General features: G+C 46.5%; 19 protein-coding genes. 7 read left to right on the plus strand and 12 right to left on the minus strand.

What is annotated here, in order from left to right:
- Nucleotides 1-103: 103 nt before the first annotated feature.
- The 4 genes from NC997_RS14615 to NC997_RS14630 all read right to left on the minus strand — a co-directional run bounded on the left by NC997_RS14615 (nt 104) and on the right by NC997_RS14630 (nt 3040).
- A complete protein-coding gene (locus NC997_RS14615; protein WP_190526746.1) occupies nt 104-871 on the minus strand; it encodes a nucleotidyltransferase domain-containing protein in 768 nt (255 codons plus the stop codon).
- A gap of 277 nt (nt 872-1148) precedes the next feature.
- Entirely contained in the window at nt 1149-1511 is a 363-nt protein-coding gene (locus tag NC997_RS14620) for a DUF6717 family protein (protein WP_190526948.1), read from the minus strand.
- 393 nt (nt 1512-1904) lie between these two features.
- The gene (locus tag NC997_RS14625) at nt 1905-2840 is read right to left on the minus strand and encodes a nucleotidyltransferase domain-containing protein (protein WP_190526747.1); all 936 of its coding nucleotides are present in this window, start codon (nt 2838-2840) and stop codon (nt 1905-1907) included.
- A gap of 32 nt (nt 2841-2872) precedes the next feature.
- Complete coding sequence (locus NC997_RS14630; protein WP_190526749.1) at nt 2873-3040, minus strand: hypothetical protein; 168 nt, start codon at nt 3038-3040, stop codon at nt 2873-2875.
- Nucleotides 3041-3163: 123 nt separating this feature from the next.
- Between NC997_RS14630 and egtC the strand changes: the two genes are divergently transcribed.
- The 3 genes from egtC to egtD all read left to right on the plus strand — a co-directional run bounded on the left by egtC (nt 3164) and on the right by egtD (nt 6775).
- Nucleotides 3164-3952 carry an ergothioneine biosynthesis protein EgtC gene (egtC, locus tag NC997_RS14635; RefSeq protein WP_190526751.1) on the plus strand — a complete coding sequence of 263 codons (789 nt, stop codon included), beginning with the start codon at nt 3164-3166 and terminating at the stop codon, nt 3950-3952.
- The gene (locus tag NC997_RS14640; protein WP_347276094.1) at nt 3942-5234 is read left to right on the plus strand and encodes an ergothioneine biosynthesis protein EgtB; all 1293 of its coding nucleotides are present in this window, start codon (nt 3942-3944) and stop codon (nt 5232-5234) included. Before egtC ends, NC997_RS14640 begins: the two co-directional genes overlap by 11 nt.
- A 497-nt stretch (nt 5235-5731) precedes the next feature.
- A complete protein-coding gene (gene egtD, locus NC997_RS14645; protein WP_190526753.1) occupies nt 5732-6775 on the plus strand; it encodes an L-histidine N(alpha)-methyltransferase in 1044 nt (347 codons plus the stop codon).
- Nucleotides 6776-6872: 97 nt separating this feature from the next.
- Here egtD and NC997_RS14650 read toward each other — a convergent pair whose 3' ends face one another.
- Together NC997_RS14650 and NC997_RS14655 are read right to left on the minus strand one after the other, a co-directional pair.
- Nucleotides 6873-7544 (minus strand): DUF4214 domain-containing protein, encoded by a 672-nt coding sequence (locus NC997_RS14650; protein ID WP_190526756.1) that lies wholly within the window; start codon nt 7542-7544, stop codon nt 6873-6875.
- A gap of 308 nt (nt 7545-7852) precedes the next feature.
- A complete protein-coding gene (locus tag NC997_RS14655; RefSeq protein ID WP_277881806.1) occupies nt 7853-7987 on the minus strand; it encodes a hypothetical protein in 135 nt (44 codons plus the stop codon).
- A 129-nt stretch (nt 7988-8116) separates the two neighbouring features.
- On the opposite strand from NC997_RS14655, the gene NC997_RS14660 reads away from it, so the two are divergent.
- Nucleotides 8117-8353 carry a hypothetical protein gene (locus NC997_RS14660; RefSeq protein WP_190526758.1) on the plus strand — a complete coding sequence of 79 codons (237 nt, stop codon included), beginning with the start codon at nt 8117-8119 and terminating at the stop codon, nt 8351-8353.
- Between the two features lie 204 nt (nt 8354-8557).
- Here NC997_RS14660 and NC997_RS14665 read toward each other — a convergent pair whose 3' ends face one another.
- Together NC997_RS14665 and NC997_RS14670 are read right to left on the minus strand one after the other, a co-directional pair.
- Nucleotides 8558-8776: a hypothetical protein gene (locus tag NC997_RS14665; RefSeq protein WP_190526761.1), complete on the minus strand. Its 219-nt coding sequence runs from the start codon at nt 8774-8776 to the stop codon at nt 8558-8560.
- 298 nt (nt 8777-9074) lie between these two features.
- Nucleotides 9075-9680: a thylakoid membrane photosystem I accumulation factor gene (locus NC997_RS14670; protein ID WP_190411379.1), complete on the minus strand. Its 606-nt coding sequence runs from the start codon at nt 9678-9680 to the stop codon at nt 9075-9077.
- Between the two features lie 84 nt (nt 9681-9764).
- Between NC997_RS14670 and NC997_RS14675 the strand changes: the two genes are divergently transcribed.
- The 3 genes from NC997_RS14675 (at nt 9765) to NC997_RS14685 (ending at nt 13675) form a co-directional block, all read left to right on the plus strand.
- Complete coding sequence (locus tag NC997_RS14675; RefSeq protein WP_190526763.1) at nt 9765-10634, plus strand: FecR family protein; 870 nt, start codon at nt 9765-9767, stop codon at nt 10632-10634.
- A gap of 641 nt (nt 10635-11275) precedes the next feature.
- Nucleotides 11276-13153 (plus strand): adenylate/guanylate cyclase domain-containing protein, encoded by a 1878-nt coding sequence (locus NC997_RS14680; protein ID WP_199306140.1) that lies wholly within the window; start codon nt 11276-11278, stop codon nt 13151-13153.
- Nucleotides 13154-13168: 15 nt separating this feature from the next.
- A complete protein-coding gene (locus NC997_RS14685) occupies nt 13169-13675 on the plus strand; it encodes a hypothetical protein (protein ID WP_190526765.1) in 507 nt (168 codons plus the stop codon).
- Between the two features lie 31 nt (nt 13676-13706).
- Here the strand turns inward: NC997_RS14685 and NC997_RS14690 are convergent, their stop codons facing one another.
- From NC997_RS14690 to NC997_RS14705, 4 genes are all read right to left on the minus strand, one after another.
- Nucleotides 13707-14144 carry a hypothetical protein gene (locus NC997_RS14690; RefSeq protein ID WP_190526767.1) on the minus strand — a complete coding sequence of 146 codons (438 nt, stop codon included), beginning with the start codon at nt 14142-14144 and terminating at the stop codon, nt 13707-13709.
- Nucleotides 14145-14648: 504 nt separating this feature from the next.
- Nucleotides 14649-17282, minus strand: coding sequence for a DNA mismatch repair protein MutS (gene mutS, locus NC997_RS14695; protein ID WP_190526769.1), 2634 nt, complete (start codon nt 17280-17282; stop codon nt 14649-14651).
- A 176-nt stretch (nt 17283-17458) separates the two neighbouring features.
- A complete protein-coding gene (locus tag NC997_RS14700; RefSeq protein ID WP_190526771.1) occupies nt 17459-18322 on the minus strand; it encodes an aminotransferase class IV in 864 nt (287 codons plus the stop codon).
- A 49-nt stretch (nt 18323-18371) separates the two neighbouring features.
- Entirely contained in the window at nt 18372-19496 is a 1125-nt protein-coding gene (locus NC997_RS14705) for an AI-2E family transporter (protein ID WP_190526954.1), read from the minus strand.
- Nucleotides 19497-19534: the final 38 nt, after the last annotated feature.

The following is a 19534-nucleotide window of genomic DNA, read 5'->3' on the forward strand; positions in this document are numbered from 1 at the left end:
CGGACAGCGATGTCTTTCCGTTTTATGGAGTGGGTGAACGCTAATCGAGATGTATTCTCAGCCTATAAAGCTGCTTTGGGTTTTATTTGGGCTTGAAATCTGTTTAAGTCCCGTTAGTAAAAGACGCTAGGCGCAACCGCACCAGTAAATCGTTCAGCGCATCTTTACTAGATGGGGATTCGGGCAGGTGACTACTTTGACTAGCTTTCTCTAATTCGCCGCACAAACGCTCAAATTCCCTTTGATGAAATGCTATATCAGCATCTTCCAAAACAGATTTTTCGGCTCCTGCTAACTTGCGCTCAATCAAGTCGGGAATATAAGGCAATTTAAAAATATCATTTAAATGAACCAAATTAGCTTCTATAACACCCGTTCGCATTAAATGAATGCCAGTTAATAGCACTCGATAAACATAAAGTAACGGCTTAACACGATGCGGATTTTCTTTCTCAAAAAGCCGCCATTGCGTATTTGCAAAGCCGAGATAATGGTGAGAGTGGTGGCGGGTGATGCAACCTTTGGCAATCTCTTTTAATTCTTCATGTTCTGGCGTCGTGTGGAGAATTAGCGGTGAATATAGCTGCTCTAATACATAACCGTTCTTTTTAAGAAGTAGCGAAAAGAACTTTTTGACATCGTGAGTTACAAGGTCAATTTCCAGCTTGTCCCGTACTTCTGAAATTTCAATCGTTTCACGCCCAATCTCTAATCCAACTACCTCCGACACTGGCAGAATGTGTGACCCGCGCAAGTCATAATCAGAATCGGGAGATGGAAAGCCATACAGATGTGCGCCGCTGATTGTTGCGAACAAAAGCGGATAAGGTTGCTCAGAAATGACTGGGAGTAGTGGCTGTGCTATTACCATAATTTATTAATGGGTATTGCCGATAGTTAAGAAGTAAGCTTATAGTATGAATCAACTGCTACAAAATCCGGGTAAATACACCCTTAAACTACTCAAATCGTAGTTTAAGGGTGTTTTTTAGCTGAGTTAAGGTTTCAGGCTTTACAGAAGAAAGAGCGATCGCATTGAGAAAAGATATGCAATATGTCATTTAAACATTAGTTGAGCTTCACTGCCGTCCAATCCAACCTACTAATGGTTCATGATTCGTTGCTCTCTCCTAGGAACCTCTTTTTGATTACCCATTCGCTTGCTCGTGAAGCTTTTCCGCTTTGCAGTAGAGTTTCCTCGGTGCTTCATTGAAGTATTTAAATAAAGCGGGACATAACCATCCTTCCTTGTTATTTAACTCCCAGCGATACCAATTGCCACCATACTCTTCTCTTACCAAAGTTAGTTCCGCCTGATATCCGGGAAATGGGTTTCCTGAGAACAAAAGCTTAAAACCTTTCTCAGCATTGGGAATCTCTTTAACCAGAAGATCGATCATCTCAGGAATCCCGCTGACAAAAGGCTCTCGTACAAGTCCGACACGCTCATCATCAAACACCCAAGTGTGTTCGTAGCGATAGGGGAAAATCACCATCATTGCGTTAGACATTGGTTCAGCCTTGCAATAGATTTTATGTAGCGTTACAGGGAAATATTTAAACAATGCTGGACTTAGCCAGCCTTCTAAATTTTTGGCTTCCCAGCGATACCAGTTACCGCCGTACTGTTCTCTCACCCAAACCAGTTCTGCCTGATACTCTGAAAAAGCGATTGGAGAAAACAAGAGTTTAAAACCTTGAGCAGCATTGGGAATATCTTGAACCAGACTGTCAATGATTGCAGGCATCCCGCTGACAAAGGGTTCGCGGATAAGTCCGGCTGGCTCATAGTCAAATACCCAATAGTCTTCATGACGATAGGGAAAAATTACCATCACTGCATTAGGTATCATCTGAATTTCCTCTTTTTTTTTGACGTCTTTAACATCTTTGAAATTCAATTTCTAAACCATACTTCGACGCGCTTTAACCAAAAAAGCATTTGCCTTCTCATAATCCGGACGTTCTGACAGCGATGTTGTGGCAAAGGCGTCATCAAAGTGGCGATGCAAGCTGAGCCGCCAAGCGTTAACTTCCTCCCAAGGCATCTCTCCGTTGCGGATATCCAGCAGTTGTTGTCGGTGTTCTTCGACGCGAACTGGGACAAAACCCTCTTGCAGCACGGTGATGCCCGACAACAACAGGCGGATTAGATGCATCGCGTGCTTCCATTTAAATTCCCCCTTTGTACGGATATCTTGTTCAAGTTTTTTGAACTGTGACATCACATATCCGTTATATGTCTGGTAAACTAACTGAGAGAGAAAAATAGACCGAATTCCTAACAATTCTTCAGCCAGGGGCATCACCATTTCTACACCTGGTGTGTAGAGGCACTCTAAGACATTCGGATTTGCTTTTAGTGCCAATGTCAAAAATTTCTGGAGTTCCCAGTAACACTCCTCGTTCTCTTTATTTTCTAGCTGCTCCGGAATTCCGTAGAGCGACCACTGGATATCGGCGGGTGGTAAGTAAATGCCGCGTCGGTCAATATCAGAGTTGGCATTATCTAAACCGTAGGCTCTTGAACCGACGATACAGCGGTAAATGACACACTCGTAAAGGTCAAAATCGGCAAGAACGGCTCCTGGTAGTTGCAGACCTTCTTGCTGCCAAGATGAGTGGATGGTGAGTTCTGAGCGCCGTAGAGACGCTTCTCCCCCGTCTGGAAACTGCACGCGATAGGCGTGGGAGTTGTCAATGGGTGATTTGATAATAACGCCGACGGTGCCGCGCGATCGCGCAATTTCACCCGCAGCATCTTGAATCTCAACACGAGTCACTATCTGGGTTCCAACGGGCAAAATCAGATTGGGGTTAAAGGCTAAACTCTCTGACAATTATTGCTCCCCCTTTGGACTGGTATTCTCCTCTACGCTGCCATAGCCAAAGATGGCGTGTCTACAATATGAAGTATTGTCAAAAATATGAAAGCGATCGCTCTTGCATTTGCAGTATAAGTTGCTACTTTTGGCTGCGGATTCTCTTGGACGACTGATGGTTCAACAAAAATAAGCTTTTCATCTGGAACGACGTTCATCTAACGAACGTCAAACTCATCGGTTTCTCAGCAATTTCCTATCGCCAATTCACCCCAAATCTCAGCCTTTTTTAAGGTTTGGAGCTTAATCTCAACCATTAATGTAGGAGCAAACCCTAGAAAATGTGCCGTATACTTGGCTACCTCGGTTCGCCTATTCTACTGGACTGCCTTTTGTCCAAACCGGAACACTCGCTGATTGTCCAAAGCTATGAACCCCGCGAGATGACCTCTGGTGTCGTTAGTGCCGATGGTTTTGGAATTGGCTGGTATCACGCCCAAAAAGAGACCGACCCCTTTATCTACAAAAATTTGCTGCCCATTTGGGGTGATACGAATGTCTCCAACCTCAGCCGTTATATTGAGTCGGGATGCGTCCTTGCCAATGTTCGCAGCGCTACTACTGGTCAGTCAGTAGATTTGAGTAACTGCCAGCCGTTTCGTTCCGAGCGTCTGGTATTCACTCACAACGGTGCGATCAAAAACTTCCGCAAGACACTGTATAAACCGATTCGGAGCCGACTGAGCGATGAAATTTACCAATCTATTGACGGCACGACAGACTCCGAGCATATGTTTGCCTTATTCCTGAATGAATTGGCATCTAACCCTGGGATGAGCTTGGAAAAAGCACTGTACAAAACGTTGATGACTTTAACCGAGTTAGCGGATGCTTACCACACACCAATCTCTGCCAACATAATTGTCACAGATGGACATCGGATGGTTGCCTCGCGCTTTGCTCAGGGAACAAATGTTCCCTCACTGTATTGGCTGCGGGACGATCCTATCTTTCCAGAAGCAGTAGCGATCGCATCTGAACCATTGTTTACTGGCAACTGGATCGGGTTCCCCGAACAAAGCATGATTAGTGTGGGAGAAGACCTTGAAGTTCAAATCCATCAACTCTGAAGTAGCCAGAGCGAGTACCCTTGATGAGCGGCGGCAACAAATCAAACAATCGATGCAGCGCTGCCGTGCCGGTACTTTAGCACTGTTTGAAGGCATCAACTACGACACCTTCTGTCGTCAGGTGCATCCCGACTTTAGCCCGATTGGCTGGCATTTAGGGCACATTGCTTACACCGAGGCTTTGTGGCTGCTGGTTCGTACTGCGGGTAAAACGCTAGAACTTCCCGTTTCTAAGGGGGGACAAAATGCGATCGCTGGTTATCAACGCTTATTTGCGGCGGATGGCTTACCCAAAATGCAACGGGTTTATTTACCCCTGCTCACTGAAATTCGCTGCTATCTGCACACAGTTAGAGAACAGGTATTCGATTACCTGGAAGTTGCACCTTTAGATGAGCAAGAACGCCTTTGGCGCTGGTTAATTCAGCATGAGAGCCAGCATAGTGAAACTATCTCTTTCGTGCTGCAATTACAGCGTCGAGACGCCCAATTCCACGTAGGAAATCGTGCTAACCTACCGGAAACGTGCAATCACCCCATCTTAGAGGAGATGGTTGAAATTGCGGCGGGTGAGTTCGAGATGGGCAACGAATCCATCGAAGCTTTAGACAACGAGCGCCCAGTCCACCGAGTTTACTTGGATACATACTCGATTGATCGTTATCCCGTTACCTGCGGGCAGTACCGGGCGTTTATGGAAGCGGGAGGATATCAAAATGCCCGATGGTGGACAGAAGCTGGGTGGAAATGGCTGCAAGAAAATCCCGTGAATCAGCCCCTATACTGGGCACCTGACACAGCTTGGGATAATCATCCAGTCTGCGGCGTTTCCGGGTACGAGGCACAAGCGTATGCCCGATTTGTGGGGAAGCGACTGCCAACCGAGGCAGAGTGGGAAAAAGCAGCCAGTTGGGATGCGATCGCACTGTGTCGCCGCACATATCCCTGGGGCGAGGCGGAGCCAGATGCCCTGCGATGTAACCACGACAACTCGGCAGGGCAAACCACACCCGTAAATGCTTATCCCTCTGGGCAGAGTGCCTATGGTTGCTACGATATGCTCGGCAATGTCTGGGAGTGGACTTCTACCTGCTTTGATGGCTATGACGGTTTTGTCAGTTACCCTTACGTTGGTTATTCCAAGACTTATTTTGATGGAGAGCATCAGGTATTGAGAGGTGGTAGCTGGGCGACTCGTCCCGCCGCTTTGCGCTCTAGCTTCCGCAACTGGTATTATCCGAGCGTCCGTCAGATTTTGTCTGGATTTCGCTGTGCGAAGTAGCTATATCTATAGCGGTTTTAATTCAAGTGCAATAGACACACTCGGAACCTCACCCTCAGCCCCTCTTGAACGGAGAGGGGAGAATATTGAACTTCTCTGGGTAAATGGGGAAGAGCTGGGTGGGGTTAAACCGTACTGCATCCAATCGGTATTTCTCCCTCTAATTGATAGGAGCTAGGGGAATCTGACCGAATTTGCTTGACTCGATTCCCCCAACCCCCGCTAAATTAGGAGCTAAGAAATAGTAGTACATGGCGTTTCAATCATGTATCAACACAGCCCGATTTTTTATTTACTGAAATAAGCTGCCGATTTATCAGGAAAATGTATAACAAGTAGCCTGAGTCTAAATACATCTAGCTCAGGCATGATTTTATTCAATATAGCTTTGTGTTTCACTAGCTGACGGTTATAGCCAACTATTTTGACCCTCGCGATCGCGTAAAAGCGGATGCCGCAATGATTCGGCTGTTCGCGCCCACACAAACGGAGGATAAATGACAATTTCTAAAACTGCAAGCGGTAAAACTGCTTCCCAATCTACGATAGAAAAACACTTGCAGATAGAGCATCTACTCAGCGCCACGGCACAGTTACAAAATCAAGAAATTGACGGAACTGATGTTGTGAAGGGTTTAAGTGAGACTCCCAAATCTCTGACGCCGCGCTATTTCTACGATGACAAAGGCTCCCAACTATTTGAGCAAATTTGTGAGTTACCTGAATATTATCTAACGCGCACAGAAACAGCTATTTTACAAAAGTGCGCGGGTGAAATTGCTCAGTTGACGGGGGAAAGCGAACTGGTAGAACTGGGAAGCGGTAGCTCAACAAAAACCCGGATTCTGCTAGATGCCTACCAAGAAATCGGCTACCCACTGCGCTATCTGCCAATTGACGTGAGTGCTGGCATTTTAGAAAGTAGTGCCAGGGAATTGCTAGTTGATTATCCCTCCCTCCAGGTTCACGCTTTAGCCAGCACTTATGAATTGGCATTGACACGACTAGCACCAACTCAATTGCCTAGCCGAACGATCTGTTTTTTGGGCAGCACCTTGGGTAATTTAAATTCTCAAGAATGCGATCGCTTCTTCTCCCAAATTGCCGATGCGCTTCAAGTGGGTGAGTATTTCTTACTCGGAATAGACCGGCAAAAACCAAAACATTTGTTGGATGCAGCCTATAACGATAGCCAAGGCGTGACGGCAGCGTTTAATCTGAATATCCTACACCACCTGAATCGGCGCTTTGATGGCAATTTTGACCCTTCTCAGTTTGAACACTGGGCGTTTTATAACGAATCCGAGCATCAAATTGAGATGCATCTGCGGAGTATGCGATCGCAAACTGTCACACTTAACGCCCTCAATTTAACGATTGAATTTGAAAGCGGCGAGACCATCCTCACGGAAATTTCCCGCAAATTTAACCTCGACGCCATGCAACAGGAACTTCAGACAAGAGGGTTAAAAACACTCCAAATTTGGAGCGATCCGAATCAGTGGTTTGGCTTATTGCTTTGTCAACTACAACCTATGTAGGTAATCACCAGCATAATTTCTCGCTTGTCTAAAGGCGCACCTGTGGATGCGCCTTTAAGTTGAAACTTACTGTAAGGAATACAGCAAGGAGAAAAGTTTATTGACCTCTTCTCGATCTGGCTTCTCTACTTCTGGAAATATCCTGACGGATTCGATCGAGCGACCAACCGTCTGCTAAACGTCTTTTGTACGTTCTCAGTCCTTCACGATCGGCATTACGACCTAGCTCACCTTGATAAAGTCGGTTAATCGCTTGTTCTGCTTCTGAACTGTCAGCAATGTCACGACGGACTTTCTCCAGTGACCAACCGGATTCTACCCGTTGTCTATACATCCTCAGTCCTTCACGATCGGCATTACGACCTAACACATTTCGATAAATTCTATTAATGTTATTGGAGACGTTTGACCGATTGCGGCGATAGTCATAACTGCCATCCCGGCGATCGCGTCGATAGTCATAACTGCCATCCCGGCGATCGCGTCGATAGTCATAATCACCATTCCGGCGATCGCGTCGATAGTCATAATCGTCGTTACGCCGATCGCGTCGATAGTCATCATCTCGGTCATAATCGTCTTGCCTTGACGACTCTCCTCGATCCCAACAAATCCCCAAAAAACAGGTTTGCTCCCTCCGTCCTCTGTCAGGCTCAGCAGCCGCAGGATTTGCTGATAGGACGACTGGAGCAATTATCAGTGCAGATAATACAGTAACCGTAGCAGCAGACTTGAGAGAGCGTGCTGTGGTGTGCATTCCAATTTTCATAATTTTCCCCTCAAGGAAATTTAAAAGTCAGAGAATATTTTTCTTTGTGGCATATATTCGCTCTATTTTCCGGGTCTCAACTTCCTACGATGGAATAACCCAATTGGGTGAGATCGGTTAAATTTCGCCAGAGAAATTTTCCTCGAAACAAGCCAAGGTCGAGTTCAGAGAACCACCTTAAGACAACTGGAAAATCTCTGGCATAGCGATCGCGCGGATACCGGATTAAGCTAGATAAATAAATACGATCGCAAATCGTCTAATTTTGTTCCCGCTGCTAACCCTAAAATTGGGAAAAGGCGAGCTTTTCAACTGGACAAGGAACGACAGCCAGATGAGAGCGATCGCATCCGGTTAGCAGATAGTAATCCTTCTGTTAAATTCCAACGGTTTAGATCCCCGATTTCTCTCTCGAAGTCGGGGATCTCGCATTCAGAAATCATTTAGGATTGCTAGATAAAGGCAGACCCAATGAAACAGCAAAAAATAACGACCGATTTTGTGTAGAACTTTTACTTCTTAAAGCTTTATCAGTTCAGTATTATCTATTCCTCTGACTGGAGAAAATCTCAATGCCGAAAGCCAGCATTTGTGTTGATGCTAAAACACCCGAACAAGAGTTAGTCAAGGAATGGATTAAAAAGTGGAAAGGCAAAATCCGATACTTGTCCAATAATGAAGGGTGCGGCTGCTGTATTGACCTGTATCAGGTATATGCTCCAGCCGAAGTACTGAATGAACTACCCGCAAAAGTCTTTGCCTCTAGTGAATGGTCAAATTGGTCGCCAAAGTCGCGAACAACTCGCTAACAGGCGCTACCAAAGACCGGCTTATGGTAGTAGATGACCCTAATCATTAGTGCAATCGTCGATTTTTAATTCCTACTACTTGGTAGCGAATAGACCAATGGAGATAAGGAATAATTTTCTTTTTCAAAAGTCAATAATTTCAGAGAGAGTCGCAGTAATTACGATTAAAAAAGGTACCGAATAATCAAGATTTACATTCAGAAGCTAAAATTCATTAACCAGCGCCAGACGTCCCCGATGAACCGCATAAAGCATTCGGTTCAGCAAAAGTTGTTCATCTTCGCTGAGAGAATTTTCAAGCAGTGCTGTTCTGAGTACGCAACGGTCTGTAATTGTTATCTGACCTGATTCAGCAACTTTGGCAGATAAGTCAATGATTGCAGACGGTAAAAGACAGGCTTGAGAAAAAATCGAAGAATTCATGGTTAAGATTGCTGCTATTTGATACTCAGGTTATTTGTTCAAAACAGCACCTAACTCAATCTATAGCTAGAGATTTAATATGATTTAGATTACAGCTCAAGATAGAAGTTTAGTATTTGCACAAAACTTTGAATCACCCCTTTTGAGCAGGAATCGAGTTTCTTGCTACTGAAGAAACTGAAGAAGTGAGAGCAAACGAACACTTTGCTAAATTTGTCAAGGATTTTGTCTTGTGAGTTGAGCGATCGCGCCTGTCGGAAATTGAAACAGTCAAGATGCTCCACCCACAAAACTCCACTTACTTCGCTAACTCCGTATTAAACTCATTCACGAGTCGCCGCTTCAGCTCCACCGATTCTGAGCGAGGTAACAAGTTAAACACTTCACGGAAAACATCGTCTACTTTCTCAAACGCCACCGTACCCTTTTGGTTGAGGACAACTTCGCCCTTCTGGTTTAGCAAGACTGTTTGGGGGACGAGGCCTTCGTAGTAGTAGCCCGGTTCCGTAGGTGTAAAGTTGGATTGTACTGGAATCGAATCTACGTCGATGGGGATGAAATCAGCGGCTCGACCATAAAAAGCTTGAAGCTGCGAAACGACGATTGCGTGTTGCTTGCAATCGCTACTGTCGTCCACGTAGAACACCAACAATGCCGGTTTACCTCCTTTAAGAGAATCTGCCAATGCCACTCGCGGGGGAACCAGCGAGGCATTGCCGCCATAGAGGAGAAAAACATTCCCGTCAAAGTTGTCGTCGTTGATACCCGCTAAAGCTGATGGCGTCCCCAGCAGGCAGCTGAAAGAAACAACCAGTGTCAAGAGGCAACTCAAAAAAAACTGCCGCCAGGAACGGCGAGAAGCTGTCAGAATCCTGATTTGAAATTGTTGCAAGCGAAGAATCATACCAAAGTTGCTGTAGAAACCTTTTTTTCTTTCAGTAGTCCTTAAATCGTCTTTGCGTTCACCCGTTATGGCTCCCGATTCTCTATGAAGTTCCCTGTTTTTCCAGTCACCCTACTAGGATTATCCCTGTTAGCCGGTAGCTTAGTCCTTACTTCCTTATCGTTTATCTCCGAAAGTGTTCGAGCTGCGGTTAGTCCACGCTCGATAGAAGTCAAAGAAACGAACGGTACGGTAACAACTCAAGGAAAGCCAGTGAAAGTTGGCGATCGCTTGCAGGCATCCGGTAGTCTCAGCACCAACTTCGACGCCAGTGCTGTTTTGGCGATGGAAGATGGCATCGGTACGGTTCAGGTTTCCGAAAACACCAACGTGCAAGTCAAGACTTTAAAGACAAGTAAGGATGGTAGCAAACAAACGCGCCTTTATATGGATAAGGGACAGGTCAGCGCCAAAGTGCGATCTTTTACTAACCCTAACTCTAGCTTTGAAGTGGAGACGCCTGGGGGCGTTGCTGGGACGAGAGGCACAGAATTTGGCGTCACCGTCGGTTCCAATGGGAAAACTGGGCTTTCAACTATCCGAGGCAAAGTAGCCTTTAGTGCGCGAGGGAAAACTGTGTTGGTAGAGCCGGGGTATTCTGCTTTAATTGTTCCGGGACAGGCTCCAACGATTCCCAAGGTGACAACGGGTGACACGAGACTGAAATTACAGGTTCTATCGGTGACAGGCGATGGTCAAGTTAGAGTCACTGGAACGGTAGACCCAATCAATTTAGTGTTAGTGAATAATCAGATTGTGGATACGGGAGGCGAGGGACAACTCGATACGGTGGTGCCAATCCCGTCTAATCGGCAGCTGAGATTAGTCGTGCGGAATCCTTTGGGCAATCAACAAGTTTATGAATTGGAAATTCCGAATAGTGCGGGGACATCGGAGAATCCTGTGAATCAATAATTTTTATCGGATAGCCTTTTCCTCTCCTTTTTAGTCGGAAAAGACGAGGCAGCAACCCACGAATTCGCGTTCTCAATCTGAGCTTGGGAACGCGAATCAATTGGCAAAATCCTCCGCACGAGTGAGGTGAAAATTCTCAAGGGCATGAGTTACTGGAGAAGTCGTCAAAGAACTTGAAAGCGCCAATACTGTGACGCGATCGCGTATCTCGTGATGCGATCGCGTATCTCGTGATGCAATCGCGTTTTGTCTGAATCAAGCTTGTAGCAGTTCTCACTCTTAGTGCATATATACACACTCGTAACCTCACCCCCAACCCCTACGGTGTATACACATCTTTGATTAATTGGCAAAACGTTGATTGATCCCCCTAAATCCCCCTTAAAAAGGGGGACTTTGACTTAATTCGCCCCCCTTTTCAAGGGGGGTTGGGGGGATCAAAACGGGACTTGCAAGTTCAAGAAGACTTGTGTATACACGGTAGCCTCGTTCAAGGGGAAGGACAGGGGTGGGGTTAAACCGTACTGCATCCAAGAACAGAGAATTGCTATAAATTCAGTATTCCATCAGGGGCATTTACCATCCGGTGAGCGTGCGGAACGCTTGGGAAAAGTCCGTATGTTTCCAGGCAAGCAATCGCGATGGTTGATGTTTTTGATGGAATCAACGTGTTAATCAAAAATTGGTTTAAAAAAAATCAGCGTTTTATTTCTAGCAGTCAATCAATCGTTCCGGGCGCAATGGTCGGTTTATTGTCTGTCGGGTTATGGCAGATAGGGGCATGGCAACCCCTGGAACAGCTTGTATACAGTGCGCTGTTTCAAGCTCGTAGCGCCAGTATCTTACCGCAGACGAATTGGGATCGTCGGGTCGCGGTGATTGCGATTGACGATGCGAGTTTAAAGAAATACGGGAAATTTCCTTGGTCGCGCGATCGCTATGCCCAATTGTTGCAAAAGCTAAAACCCTCATCTCCAGCAGTCATTGGTTTTGATGTGTTATTTGTTGACCCTGGCAAAGGCGATAAGGAATTTGCCAAAGCGATTGCTAAATCTGGCAATGTCATCTTGGCAACGGCTTGGGACAATCGAGGGCAACCTCTGGAAATATTACCCGAATTAAAAAAAGCGGCACTTGGGGAAGGTCAAATTTGGCACAATCCCGACGCAGACGGCATTAGCCGACAGGCAGCCCTCTTTTTTGGCACCAAACCCGCTCTCGGTTTAGCAATGCTGCTAGAGGCACCAGAGGCGGTATCCCTGCCTCATCTGGCTGAGGTTCAGAGGCGTAAAGATGTCTGGATTAACTGGCCTGGGCCAACCCAAAATGTCTCCACCTATTCTTATGCCTCAATCATGGAAGGCAAAGTTGACGCGAAAGCCTTCGCCAACAAGTTTGTTTTAGTCGGTGTCACGGCAACCGCTATCGATCGCTTGCGATCGCCTTACAATCAAAATCCCCCGACCGCTGGAGTTTATCTCCATGCGGCGTTAATTGATAACTTGCTGAACGACAAGCTGCTGCAAACGGTGCCTAAAACGGCAGTGATGCTCTTGTTGTTGGGGATTGCCCCGATTACTAGCTGGCTGTTGTTAAAACAGGGAGTGTGGGCGCGAATGGCGATCGCTATTTTGTTACCAAGTGGTTGGGTAATCTTTGCCCTGAGTGCCTTCATCGACGATGGCTGGTGGTTGCCCATCGTCGCACCTGTGGGAACCGCGATCGCTGCTGGGATCGGCGTTCAGCTGCGAGAACAATATGAAAAGCAGCAGCTGATGAGTTTGTTTGCCAAGCACGTTGCGCCAGAAATGGCTGACCTCATTTGGCACCGGAAAGACGAAATCTTCCACAAAGGGAAGCTGCAAGCCCAAGAAATGATGGTCACGGTTTTATTTGCCGATATCCGGGGTTTTACCAGTATTTCCGAGAAACTACCGCCGGGGGAATTAATCGAGTGGCTGAACCTGTTCCTAGACGCCATGACAGATTGCATCATGGATCGTGGCGGTGTGATCGACAAATATATTGGGGATGCAATTATGGCGGTTTTCGGGATTCCGTTTTCGCACACCACGCCGGAAGAAATTCAACAGGACGCCCTAAATGCGATCGCGGCAGGAATTGCGATGCAGGAACGACTCAAAAAGCTCAACCAGCGCTTCCACAACGCTAACAAGCCTACGATTGAGATAGGGATTGGCATTCACACGGGTCCAGTGGTTGCCGGAAGTGTGGGAGGTTCCCGACGCCTGAATTATTCAGTCTTGGGGGATACCGTCAATGTTGCCGCCAGACTGGAACCGATGAATAAAGAAGTAAAAATTCACAACCCCTATCAAATGATTGTCAGTGGCAGTACATTTGCTTATGCAAGCGATCGCTATCACGGGCCTGCTGTCCGCGCCATTCAATTGCGGGGACGAGAACAGGCAACAATTATTTACTGCATCCAGGGAGAGAAGATCAACTTGGCAGATCCAGCGAAAGCGATCGCACCCCCACTGAATATTTCAGCCTAAAGCGGCACACCCAGCGTGAAATTTCTTTTAACTTCACCGTTTGAAGAGGATTTGTGCATCTACTCGCGATTAGCATATATCTTGATTAAACCCACTTTTACACAACCAATCGCTGACAACAAACTAACAGCTAATTTTCAAACTTTTCCTAGAGTCAGTAAGTTGATTATATTAGCTGCGGTTAGTTGGATTATTTGGAATTTGCAAGCGTCAAGCGTGCAAGCATCGCCCTGTTCCGAGCTACTGAATATATCGCAAAGACCCGGTTTTAATACTCGTCAGGAAGGCAATTTAATCGTTCTGGGACGCCTGCCTAAATATCACTATGTGGTCGTGGTTCCCTCCGGAAGTGAAGCCACGCTGGAACAAGTGCGTCAGTGCGTACCCGATGCATTGATCGCCAAGTCAAATTTAGGAAATTACATTTTAGCGGGGTCATTTCCCGACCAATCCAGTGCGAAAAGTATCTATTACGCATTGCGATCGCTGAAACTAGATGCACGAATTATATACGTTCGATAGCGATCGCCAGTAACCTTCCCTACTTTCTGCTCTATTGATTGGGTGTGACGCCTTGAGCCAGCTTCACCATCGAGCCAGAGGCATTAGTGCGATAAATCCAGCGGCGTTGCCCATTCCCTACCGTGACTTGCCAGCCAGGAACTTGCATCTCGGTGCAAAGCACCTCCAAGTTATTAATATCTAAGCAGTCATCAGACCAAGTTTGCGGTTGAGTTTGGACAATGTTTAGCGCCGACTTTGGCAACCCTGAATGTTGAGACACGTCCTGCAAAACCGCATTCTGAACCGATGTTAATAAACTAACCCCAGAACGAGGATTTGAAATAGTAACTTTGCGATTGGGGAGCGTTAGTGTAGCGGTCAAAGATAAAATGCCCGTCAACACCAAAGCCTGAACAATTAGACTTAGCTGGCTAACCTTTTGAGCGATAGTTTCTGTGGGAGAGGCAGGGGTAGTAACTTCTTCCATAGCAAACATTGACAGGGGTGCTGTTATTACAAAGGGCATTAATTGTATTGGTAGAATATGCACCCAGATGCTTATAATTTCCGGAAAAAGTTAAAGATTCCGGCAAATTAAGTATGAATTGACTTGCAGATTGCTTTTCCCTAATTCTTGAAGCGAGCCTTCTCGTTAATGCTGTGAATCTCCTTTTGGAGATGCCACCTTTCGGAACGCTAACTCGTTTAGAGTTGCTACGAAAAGTGCTAATGCGTACTGGTTCATAGGAATTCAGACACTAACACCCTGCAAATAAGTTCCCTAATTAATCTTTTTTTAGTAGAACTACGGTGCCCGATCCCTAATACTAATGTGCGCCCTCTAGGTGCCTAAATGAAACCCAGAAACTACTGAATTGTTAGCAATTTTGTATAAAGATTTACTGATTTCAGTCCCGCTTGATTATTTATCAAGTGGACTGAGTATGGGGAAAATAATCTTGTCAAAAAAACAGAAGTATGCATTTCCTCCCTAGAAGGTAGATGATTCCTCTACCTGCCCGCCTTGGCGCAGCCCGATAGCAATTTTGCTATGCTTTTCAATTTGGCTCATCACCTGCTTGGCGCGTTGAATCACGGGCGCGGGTAAACCTGCCAGCCGACCCGCTTCGATGCCATAGGAACGGTCAGCACCTCCCGGTTGCACCTGATGCAAAAAGATAATCTGGTCGGGTAACTCCTTCACCGTCACCTGGTAATTTGCCACATTGGGCAAAATTGAAGCCAGTTCGTTCAATTCGTGGTAGTGAGTCGCAAAAATCGTCCGCGACCGAATTTCACTGGCAAGATACTCTGCCACCGCCCAAGCAATCGAAAGACCATCAAACGTAGCCGTCCCCCGACCAATCTCATCTAACAGAACCAGAGACTTCGCCGTTGCGTGATTGAGAATATTTGCTGTCTCGTTCATCTCCACCATAAAGGTAGATTGACCCGTCGCCAAATCATCTACCGCACCGACACGGGTAAAAACGCGATCGCATATTCCCAAAGTCGCCGCCCTGGCTGGCACAAAACTACCAATTTGTGCCATCAACTGAATCAACCCCACCTGCCGCAAATAGCAACTCTTCCCACTCGCATTCGGACCCGTCAAAATCACTAAATCCGGTCTTCCCTCTTCTTCCCCTTCTTCCTTCGCGCTCTTCGCGTCTTTGCGGTTCGTATCCCCCTTTCTCCCCAACCCAGTCGAATTCGGCACAAAAAACCCAGGTGGCAAAGACTGCTCAACCACCGGATGACGCCCATCAATAATCCGAATTTCCCGACCTTCCACCATCTGAGGGCAGCAATAACCCTGATAAACCGCCACCTCAGCCAAACCACACAGCACATCAGCCGCCGCCACCGCACGAGAAATCGTGCGAATTTGTTCTGCGTATTGCCCCACTTCTTCTCTTAAAGAAGTAAAAATCTCATATTCCAGGCGATTTAAGTCATCCCGCGCCGTCAAAATCCGCGCTTCTCTCTCCTTCAACTCCGGAGTAATGTAGCGTTCCTCATTCGTCAGCGTTTGCTTGCGGATGTAGTTATCCGGAACTTGGTCGGCTTTGGTGCGAGAGATGCTGATGTAGTAGCCAAATGTCTTATTAAAGCCCACCTTCAGCGTGGAAATACCCGTTCGCGCCTTTTCCGTCACCTCCAAATTCGCTACCCATTGCTGATCCTCTTGGGCAAGATTTCGCATTTCATCCAACTGGACATTCACATTGGGGCGAATCAAACCGCCTTCCTTGATATGGATGGGAGGCGCGTCTACCAAATGGGCGCTGAGTCTCTTTGCCAGTTGTTCCAATTCCGGCGGCACCTTCTGCAAAGCTCTCATAAACGGAGAGTAAGCATCCGCCACCAGTTCCGCTAATTCCGGCAATTTTGCCAGAGAATCCGCTAAAGCAACTAAATCCTTCGCATTCGCCGTGCCGGAACCAGCGCGACCCGTTAGCCGTTCTAAATCGTAAATTTGCCGCAACAATTGGCGCAAATCTTGCCGCAAGAAGCTATTTTCGACTAATTCTTGAATCGTATCTTGCCGCGCTGCAATGCCTTTTATATCCAGTAGAGGTTGCAGCAACCACCGCCGCAAGGCACGTCCCCCCATCGCTGTGCTAGTTCTATCCAACGCCCAAAGCAGGGAACCGTGAAAGGTGCCATCCCGCACCGTTTGCGTAATTTCTAGATTGCGGCGGGTTTGGTGGTCAAGAATTAGATAATCGCTGAGGGTGTAGGTGCGGAGGAACTGGAGAGGAACGAGGTTTTCTTTCTGGGTGTCTTCTAAATATTCCAGCAAACCACCCGCAGCGCGGACAGCCAGGGGGAGGTGTTCGCAACCGAGTCCTTCCAGACTTCGCACTTTAAACCGCTGCAATAATCGATGTCTCGATTCACCCGCAGTAAAAGGAGTTTGCGCTCGCAATGCATAACAAAAAGATGGCGGTAAACAACTGGGCAAATGCTCGGAAGTCTCCCCCGGTCGCAGCAAACTGCCTAAATCTGGCGCATTCGTTGGCACCAAAACTTCAGAAGGCTGCAAACGCATCAATTCTTGCGTCAAATGCTCTAATTCACTCGATTGAGTAGTTAAAAATTCCCCAGTAGAAATATCTGCATAAGCTAAACCCCAATGATTCCCGGCAATCACCACCGCCGCCAGGTAATTATTGCGACGCGCATTCAGCATTCCTTCTTCCAGCAACGTACCGGGGGTGAGAATCCGCGTCACTTCCCGCTTCACCAGCTTTCCAGGGTCAGTATCGGCGGAGTCTTCTACCTGATCGCAGATCACCACCGCATATCCCTTCTCCACCAGCTGAGTCGTGTAGCGTTCCCAAGCATGGTGCGGCACTCCCGTCATCGGCACCCGACCAATTTCTCCCGCTTGCTTGCTGGTGAGGACAAGTTCTAATTCTCTCGATACAGCGATCGCATCCTGAAAAAAGGTTTCAAAGAAGTCTCCCACCCGGTACAGCAGCAGCGCATGAGGATACTTATCCTTCACTTCTACATAATGGTGGTACATCTTACTCAGCTTGCTGCGATCCACCAGTCGAGAGTCAGCGTTACGGATTTTGGGTTCGGTCGGGGTAGATGCCGAGTCAGGAACGTTCATGGAAAGTCAGTGCTATGCCGTGGTCTTTAATGACTTTACCGCAGGTATCTCTTGCCGTTGTTTGCAGTTTGTTAACCTGAAATCTTGCACTTAACGTCTTCAACCGTTTGGGGATGTAGAGGCGCAATTAATGGTGTCTCCACAAAAGGAAGTTTGCGAGATGCTAAAAATCATGCCTATTGGTGCGTGATTTCGCGAAATTCCTTCAAAAAGCGTCTAAATAGAGGATGATTTGCCGAATCATACTGATAAGGATGAATACTTGCTAATGGCTTCAATTCCATCATCGTCGCAGCGAGAAAAGCTCCGTCAAAATTCCCTAATTCCTCTGGTCGCACATCCCGTTCAACCACTTCAATTCCTAATTCCCCTGCAATATCAAGCAGTGTGGCGCGGGTGATACCAGGGAAAATATTGGGAGTCAGCGCAGGCGTAATTACTGTATCCTTTTGCAGAATAAAAAGATTAGCTACCGCCGCTTCAGTAATTCTGCCTTGTTGGTCAAGCAAAATCGCATCATTAAATCCAGCTACTTCAGCAGCACGACGAGCTAAATAACTGTTTACATAAGTTCCACAGAGTTTCCACGCCACTGGAATTGCGTTACCAGAAACCCGTTCATAAGGGGAGATGTGGCAAGTCAAAGATTTATCAACATCGCGAGGAATCGTCACTGCCAAGATGGTCACATCGACCGGCATTGTATCGTTAAAGTTCAGTTGAGGCACCGAACGATAAACAATCGGTCGGATATAGTAATTTGTTGCCGGAACTGCCTCTAAAAGTGCCAAAAGACCTGCTTTCAGGTCTTCGTTCGACCAAGAAAAACCCAAACCAATATGTGTAGAACCATTGCGAAGGCGGTCTAAATGTGCATCTAAGCGATGAATGTAATAGCGATCGCGATTCCAATAAGCCATGATCCCATCAAAAACGCCGATACCTAAATGCAGAGAATGGCTAGCAATAGAAGGCGCAGCATTTTCCCGTTCAACTAACTTTCCGTTATGCCAAACTATCGGCGTTGATTCAAGAAACATTTATTAGTCTTGCCTTCTCAAGGGGCATTTGTACCAATTAAAACAGTCATCAACTCCCGGCATCACTCGCTAAGCTCTTAGACGCTATGACGGGCGAAACATTTAAGGATGTAGGTTCAGATTCAATCTCCTCTATCTCGTTCCATTTGCCGTCGCGCAAGCTATCTGCGGTACTTTTGATAAAACTCGCTAAAGGTACGGCAATTAATAACCCCAATAGCCCTCCCAGCTTCGCGCCTATCAACAGCGAAAGCAAAATCCAAACAGGATTTAAGCCAGTAAAACCACCTAAAATGCGAGGCGCGATGAAATTAGCATTGATTTGATCGATGGCGGCGGCTACAGCTAACACTTCCACCCCTAGCCAAAAATTTTGTAATGCTACTAGCAGACTAACAATGCTGATACCGATTCCGGCACCAAAGGGAAAAAGAGCCAAAAAACCAATTGCAATTCCAAACAATAATCCTAACGGCACTCGCAAAGCCAGAAATGCCAGCGTGATCACACATCCGCTCCAAGCAGCGAACGTCGCCTGACCGATAAAATAATTGTGGAAATCTTCGCGGAGAGCTTGTCTTACTTGGGAACTAAAGCTAGCCGGAAACCACTTAAAAATTCCGTCCCAGAGACGATCTCCATTTAATATTAGATAGAAAGTTAGAACCACTGTTAGCAGGACATTGACAGCACTGCCAATCGTATCAAAGGCAAAATTAAGAATTCTACCCGTTACGTTTTGAAGTTGACTGGATAATCGGTCTGTTAGTTGAGTAACGATTCCACCCAAGTTAATTGGAAGTTGCTGAGTTTCAGACCAAATTTGAAAAGCTTGGAGTTGTTGCCTCCCCGAATCAATCCAGCTAGGCAAGATATTCGCCAGTTCGTTGAGCTGTTGCCAAATGATCGGAACTAAGGTAAGTCCTAAACCTACCAAAATTAGCAATGCCACCAGGGAAACGGCGACGACCGCATTGTTCCGTTTAACTTTTTGTTGCTGTAAAAACCGGATAGGATACTCTAATACAAAAGCCAGCAAGAGTGCAGCAACAAAAACGTTAACCAGAGGTTGAAAATATTGCAACACGAGTAGCAATAGCCAACCATTGAGAACGGCGAGGGGAAATGCCAATCCTAAAACGACCCATCGCGGTAATTTGTTTGCTGATTGCATCATGTTGAGGTTTTGAAATCGGGGTTCATAACAAGTGA

Origin of the sequence: Trichocoleus sp. DQ-A2, from assembly GCF_039961915.1 — a bacterium.
Lineage (GTDB): Bacteria > Cyanobacteriota > Cyanobacteriia > Cyanobacteriales > FACHB-T130 > FACHB-T130.

What these genes read in the sequence shown, in the direction of transcription:
- NC997_RS14615 (WP_190526746.1), bottom strand. Translation starts at nt 871, where the DNA reads ATGGTAATAGCACAGCCACTACTCCCAGTCATTTCTGAGCAACCTTAT.
- NC997_RS14620 (WP_190526948.1), bottom strand. Translation starts at nt 1,511, where the DNA reads ATGTCTAACGCAATGATGGTGATTTTCCCCTATCGCTACGAACACACT.
- NC997_RS14630 (WP_190526749.1), bottom strand. Translation starts at nt 3,040, where the DNA reads ATGAACGTCGTTCCAGATGAAAAGCTTATTTTTGTTGAACCATCAGTC.
- egtC (WP_190526751.1), top strand. Translation starts at nt 3,164, where the DNA reads ATGTGCCGTATACTTGGCTACCTCGGTTCGCCTATTCTACTGGACTGC.
- egtD (WP_190526753.1), top strand. Translation starts at nt 5,732, where the DNA reads ATGACAATTTCTAAAACTGCAAGCGGTAAAACTGCTTCCCAATCTACG.
- NC997_RS14650 (WP_190526756.1), bottom strand. Translation starts at nt 7,544, where the DNA reads ATGAAAATTGGAATGCACACCACAGCACGCTCTCTCAAGTCTGCTGCT.
- NC997_RS14655 (WP_277881806.1), bottom strand. Translation starts at nt 7,987, where the DNA reads ATGATTTCTGAATGCGAGATCCCCGACTTCGAGAGAGAAATCGGGGAT.
- NC997_RS14660 (WP_190526758.1), top strand. Translation starts at nt 8,117, where the DNA reads ATGCCGAAAGCCAGCATTTGTGTTGATGCTAAAACACCCGAACAAGAG.
- NC997_RS14665 (WP_190526761.1), bottom strand. Translation starts at nt 8,776, where the DNA reads ATGAATTCTTCGATTTTTTCTCAAGCCTGTCTTTTACCGTCTGCAATC.
- NC997_RS14670 (WP_190411379.1), bottom strand. Translation starts at nt 9,680, where the DNA reads ATGATTCTTCGCTTGCAACAATTTCAAATCAGGATTCTGACAGCTTCT.
- NC997_RS14675 (WP_190526763.1), top strand. Translation starts at nt 9,765, where the DNA reads ATGAAGTTCCCTGTTTTTCCAGTCACCCTACTAGGATTATCCCTGTTA.
- NC997_RS14680 (WP_199306140.1), top strand. Translation starts at nt 11,276, where the DNA reads ATGGTTGATGTTTTTGATGGAATCAACGTGTTAATCAAAAATTGGTTT.
- NC997_RS14690 (WP_190526767.1), bottom strand. Translation starts at nt 14,144, where the DNA reads ATGGAAGAAGTTACTACCCCTGCCTCTCCCACAGAAACTATCGCTCAA.
- mutS (WP_190526769.1), bottom strand. Translation starts at nt 17,282, where the DNA reads ATGAACGTTCCTGACTCGGCATCTACCCCGACCGAACCCAAAATCCGT.
- NC997_RS14700 (WP_190526771.1), bottom strand. Translation starts at nt 18,322, where the DNA reads ATGTTTCTTGAATCAACGCCGATAGTTTGGCATAACGGAAAGTTAGTT.
- NC997_RS14705 (WP_190526954.1), bottom strand. Translation starts at nt 19,496, where the DNA reads ATGCAATCAGCAAACAAATTACCGCGATGGGTCGTTTTAGGATTGGCA.